This window comes from Providencia sp. UF-183, assembly GCF_058246155.1.
In genome coordinates this window covers 1-4,895 of sequence record NZ_JBSICD010000047.1, presented here as the reverse complement: position 1 = coordinate 4,895, position 4,895 = coordinate 1, and the positions used below count along the sequence as shown (strand labels likewise).

The 4,895-nt window shown below is 39.5% G+C and carries 6 protein-coding genes and 1 pseudogene; 5 read left to right on the top strand and 2 right to left on the bottom strand.

What is annotated here, in order from left to right; genetic code table 11:
- The 5 genes and pseudogenes from AC4IFT_RS22195 to AC4IFT_RS22175 form a co-directional block, all read left to right on the top strand.
- Positions 1–252, top strand: a pseudogene (locus tag AC4IFT_RS22195) (VENN motif pre-toxin domain-containing protein); the annotation flags it as partial.
- A gap of 30 nt (positions 253–282) precedes the next feature.
- A complete protein-coding gene (locus AC4IFT_RS22190) occupies positions 283–1,629 on the top strand; it encodes a VENN motif pre-toxin domain-containing protein (protein ID WP_490752889.1) in 1,347 nt (448 codons plus the stop codon).
- On the top strand, positions 1,626–2,006 hold the full coding sequence (locus tag AC4IFT_RS22185; protein ID WP_490752886.1) for a hypothetical protein: 381 nt from the start codon (positions 1,626–1,628) through the stop codon (positions 2,004–2,006). Before AC4IFT_RS22190 ends, AC4IFT_RS22185 begins: the two co-directional genes overlap by 4 nt.
- A gap of 418 nt (positions 2,007–2,424) precedes the next feature.
- Positions 2,425–2,910: a hypothetical protein gene (locus AC4IFT_RS22180; protein ID WP_490752884.1), complete on the top strand. Its 486-nt coding sequence runs from the start codon at positions 2,425–2,427 to the stop codon at positions 2,908–2,910.
- A gap of 17 nt (positions 2,911–2,927) precedes the next feature.
- Positions 2,928–3,572, top strand: a complete 645-nt coding sequence (locus tag AC4IFT_RS22175; protein WP_490752883.1) for a hypothetical protein — start codon at positions 2,928–2,930, stop codon at positions 3,570–3,572.
- A gap of 347 nt (positions 3,573–3,919) precedes the next feature.
- Here AC4IFT_RS22175 and tnpA read toward each other — a convergent pair whose 3' ends face one another.
- Together tnpA and AC4IFT_RS22165 are read right to left on the bottom strand one after the other, a co-directional pair.
- Positions 3,920–4,375 carry an IS200/IS605 family transposase gene (gene tnpA / locus AC4IFT_RS22170; RefSeq protein WP_490752881.1) on the bottom strand — a complete coding sequence of 152 codons (456 nt, stop codon included), beginning with the start codon at positions 4,373–4,375 and terminating at the stop codon, positions 3,920–3,922.
- Between the two features lie 185 nt (positions 4,376–4,560).
- Positions 4,561–4,725, bottom strand: a complete 165-nt coding sequence (locus AC4IFT_RS22165; RefSeq protein WP_490752879.1) for a SymE family type I addiction module toxin — start codon at positions 4,723–4,725, stop codon at positions 4,561–4,563.
- Between the last annotated feature and the right edge of the window lie 170 nt (positions 4,726–4,895).

Sequence of the window (4,895 nt, the reverse complement as noted above, 5' to 3'; positions counted from 1 at the left end):
AAACAATCCCAGTTGATTGGTGAAATCGGCAATCAGACCATGGATATCATCCGCACCGAAGGGGAAATTGCTGGCCTGAAAGCCCAAAAAGACCCCGATGCGTTAGCGGTCGCGAAAAAACAGCTGGAATCTGAGGGGAAAACACTCACCGATGACGCCATTAAACAACAGGCCTACAACAACGCCATGGCACAGTACGGCACCGGCAGCGACTTCCAAAAAGCCGCTCAAGCGGTTACAGGGTTGCTGTAAGGACTCGCAGGTGATAACTTAGCGGGTGCATTGGCAAATGCCTCGTCGCCGTACTTAGCGACCAAGATTAAAGAGCTGACAACTGACCCAACTACTGGTGAGGTTAACAAAGCAACCAATGCCATGGCGCACGCAGTATTGGGTGCTGTAGTCGCTGAGCTAAATAATCAATCCGCTGCTGCGGGTGGGTTAGGTGCTGGCGGCGGCGAGCTGTCCGCTCAGGTGATTATGAAGACCCTCTTCCCTAACAAAGAAGTCTGGGAACTGAGTGAAAGTGAGAAGCAACAAGTCAGTGCACTAAGCCAATTGGCTTCAGGCCTTGCTGGCGGACTGACTACCGGTGATGTGGCTGGGGCAGTTACTGGCTCGCAAGCAGCCAAGAATGCTGTTGAGAATAATGCAATTTCAGGCTCATTTGTTGGAAGAACCGATGAGCAAATCAAAGAAACTGCAAAAATCCTTGTCGATGGTGTTGATTTAGAAAAACTATATGGTGATGATAAAGAAAAAATAGATGCCTATAGAAAAGGCAGTGTTGAGGGTAGAAAGGAAGGTTTAAAAGATGGTGTCGTTGAAGTTTTAGAAGGAACTGCAAATTCAATTGCTCACCCTATTGATACTGTTACAGATTTGGCGACTGCTATTTGGAATTATGATCAGACTTTTGATGCTGTTAGGGTTTCAGCCACCCAATGGAATGAACTGTATGAATATGCGTTAGCCAATGACCCTAAACTTGCAGGCCAAATGTCTGGGGCATTACAAGGTAAAATCCTAGGAAATGCAGGTACTAGTGTTGTGGTTTCTGGTGCAATGGCTAAAACGCTTCAGAAAGCAGCTCAATTAAAAAGTGGAATAGGGAAACCACCTCCTACTGCGACATCTCCATCAGGTACAAAACATCCTTTACTTGATGATGCAATTCCTAGAAATGGTGATAGACCCGTTGTTAACCAAGGAGCTTTACCTACATGTGGACATAATTCTTGTGGAATGGTTTTAGACACAATGGGTAAACCTGTGAATATAGTGGGCTTGATCAATAAAACACCACCGACACCAGGGGGAATAACATCTATGCAAGTAGCTGGTATCTTAAAATCTGAAGGTGTTGAAGCAAGCGCATGGGCAGGACGTAAAGTTAGTGATATATCTCGCTATACTTCTAATGGAACGCCTATTGTAGTTAGAATTATCGATAAAAATGGTGGAAGTGGTTTTTCCCATTTTGTTGTTGTTGACGGAGTAACTAGCAGGAATGGCATCCCAGTTGTAGCAATTAGAGACCCATGGGGAAAACAGTATTTTAGTCCAGTAACTACATTTGAAAGAAATTTTACAGGGGAAGTTATTGTTCCTAAAGGGTGGCAGAAATGATTTTACAAATTAAATTTCCAGATAATTTATTGTTAAACAATCTAGAACAACAAAAAAAAATACCGTGCCACATACGTGTATCTAATAAATTTGAAGTAGTTTTTGAAATTGAATCAATAAGAATTATTGGAGAAGTAAGCGAATATAATAGAACGTTATTTGAACAACGAGTTATAGCCAGAGCAGGTGGCGATTATATCTATAATGAACCATCTTTAATAACATTAAGTCGTATAAGTAATGAAACTTATAGAGTGATTGATCTTTTTGTTTTTTATAGTGATTTTGGGTGGTGTTCAATTATTGAAAACGGTGATTACATGGAGCCCCATCAATTTTGGGACTCTGATGATGAAGACCCAGACTTTAAACCATAAATCAATAAAAAATATAGCTCCAATAAAGGAGCTATATTAATGATTTCACTCCTTCGCCAACCGGATAATCAACTGTCCGGCTTGGCGAGTGAGAGTGTAGTTCGTTCCCACCTCAACCCCTAACTCATTCAGCAAGTTACCGCTGATTATCAGTTGGGGGCTGGGGTTGAGTTTACCGCAGTTAGGGGCTTAACCCACTGTATATGACCACGTCTTCTTTAGCTGTCTAGCACTCAATGATTGTCTATGAATTATTAAAATCTGCTAATAATGTAACCCCTAACAATAGAAGAACTTCTATTGTTATTAACGGCTCAAAAGGAAATGTCCGAGTTTATGGAACATGGACTATCCTACCTGATGGCTCGAAACGTTTATCGACTGTCGAAGCTGGGGCTTTTAAATAAGAGGTGTAATTATGAGCGAAAGCGATAAAAGTATTGAACGATTAGTAATGGGTATTAATAATTACATAACATATGGTTACGTTGACTCCATGTCATTTAATGAAGCGTCAGATGACTTATTTGACTATTTGTCTGAGCTGACCTCATTAGATAGTAAAAAGGCTTTTTTTTATTATAAAAAAATATTAACTGATAAAAATATAAATGATGATTTTTTGAAGTCTCTATGTCTAAATAGGTTATTGTTATCCGAATTTGAATGGAGTTATGCGTTTGAATTTTTAAATAAAAATGCTTATCAATTAAGTATTCCTTGCCTAGAAAAAGCTTTATTTTATTTCTATTGTGCAAAAAATGATCCTGCATCACATCCAATACCGGATAGGCTCATCGCCAAGCTAATAGCTAGATACCAAGAAGTAAAAAATGATCCTAATGCAGATTTTTATCACCTATCTGAATCATTTGATGATTTTTCTCGGACATATGGAATTTAACGGTTGAGAATAACTCAATGTCGGGGATGGGACTTGGTGGAAATCTAGGTTTCTGGTTTGCAGATATCAAAGATTGCGACCAAAATTGCAAAGCGGAAATTGCTAAAGGTATTAATGACGGTAATTTAGAAACATCTGGACATGCCGCTGGTGTTGCTGGATTGGGATTATACTCAGGAACAGGACTTATTGTTGCAGGTATAGACGGAAGTGCTAATTATCTAATTCAGTTATCTGGCGATAAACCCGTTAACTACACAGATGTACTCATAGCCACTCATATAGGTGGAATTACTAAAAATTCTAATATTTATGGCGTGGTAGGATGGAATGCTTTAGGTGGTGGGCTTTCAAGCGAATTAAAAGGTGAAGATCCATTACTAGGCGCCGGAACATCTGGAATTAGTTCAGGTATTGGCTATGGACTAGGCAGTTTCATAAAGTGGAGTGGTAATCAATGGAAATATATCAAGACTGATGGTTTAGATCCTAAATATAACCCTAAACTGCAAGGTAGTGCAAATAAAGGACAATTAGGGTTATCAAAAGATTTATCTTCAGCTCAAGGACCTGGCGTAGCCGGCAATATTACCAGCTCAGTAGTAACAGAAAAAACAAATAATAAAATTAACGATGAAATTAAGAATGATACAGGGAAATAAAAATGAATAATTTTCGATTTTTATTAGTTTTTCTGCCGTTATTTATACTTGTCATATTTGTTGCAAGTTTAGTTTCTTCGGTAATTATTGATATTATATTGTTTATAATTTACGGAAAAGAGTTTGAGTTTAATATTGATGAATTATGGAGCCTGATCAAACTTAGCACAATAGGCGGTAGTGTGGGGGCGGTGGGCCTTTGGATATTGAATAAATTGAAATGTAACTAAATCATAACCACCCGCATAGCGGGTGGTTTGCTCTAGCCCTATAAGGGCTTGTTACCGACTGCGCCTAAATGACGCTGCTTTCTCTTCGTTCAAGCTAAGTGTCTTTGTTACTTTGGCCTACCCCTTGAAGGGGTCTAAATGCTCTTTCGTACTTAGTTTACCCGAAATTAAATCCGACTTTTCTTGCTCTTTGATATACTTCTGAATTGTCGCTTCATTTAGCCCTACCGTACTTACGTAGTAACCTTCCGACCAAAACTTTCTGTTGCCAAATTTATATTTTAAATTCGCATGCCTATCAAAGATCATCAACGAACTTTTTCCCTTCAAATACCCCATAAAACTTGAAACACTTAACTTTGGAGGAATACTGACTAACATGTGAACATGATCTGGCATCAAATGGCCTTCGATTATCTCAACACCTTTATACTTACAAAGGTCTCTTAAAATCTCACCCACACTTGAACGAATATTATTAAAAATCACTTTCCGTCTGAATTTCGGCGAAAAGACGATATGGTATTTACACAGCCACTTTGTATGCGCTGAGCTTTGTGCTTTAATGCCCATAAACACCTTTCCTTATTTAGGTTACGAATATTAGCTTGAACATCTATATCGTAACGGAAAGGTGTTTTTCTTGGTATAACCCTTTGACTCCACCCGCAAAGCAGGTGGTTTTATGTTTAAGACGCTAACGCGACTTAAACTGGCTAAAGCCATAATAAAATATAAGCCCTATTAATGAGTAGGGCTTATAAGTCACCTAACTCCTCAGCCAACCTGATAATCAACTGTCCGGCTTGGCGGATGAGGGTATAGTGACTGCCTACCTCAAACCCCAACTCATTCAGCCACTTACCGCTCAGGGTGAGTTGTGGACTGGGATTGGGTTTACCTCGGTTCGGCAAGTAACCCACTGTATATTGTCTGGTTTTGGCCTCGTCTTCTTTAGTCGCCCATTCAAATATTCCAATCCTATCTTGTTATTTTCCTTTCTTTTTTTACTCAAGCACACCGAACAAACCACCGACAAATACGACTCGAAGCAAAAAGGCGGTAGCCTGTCGGGGAGTATTGGCACAGGGTT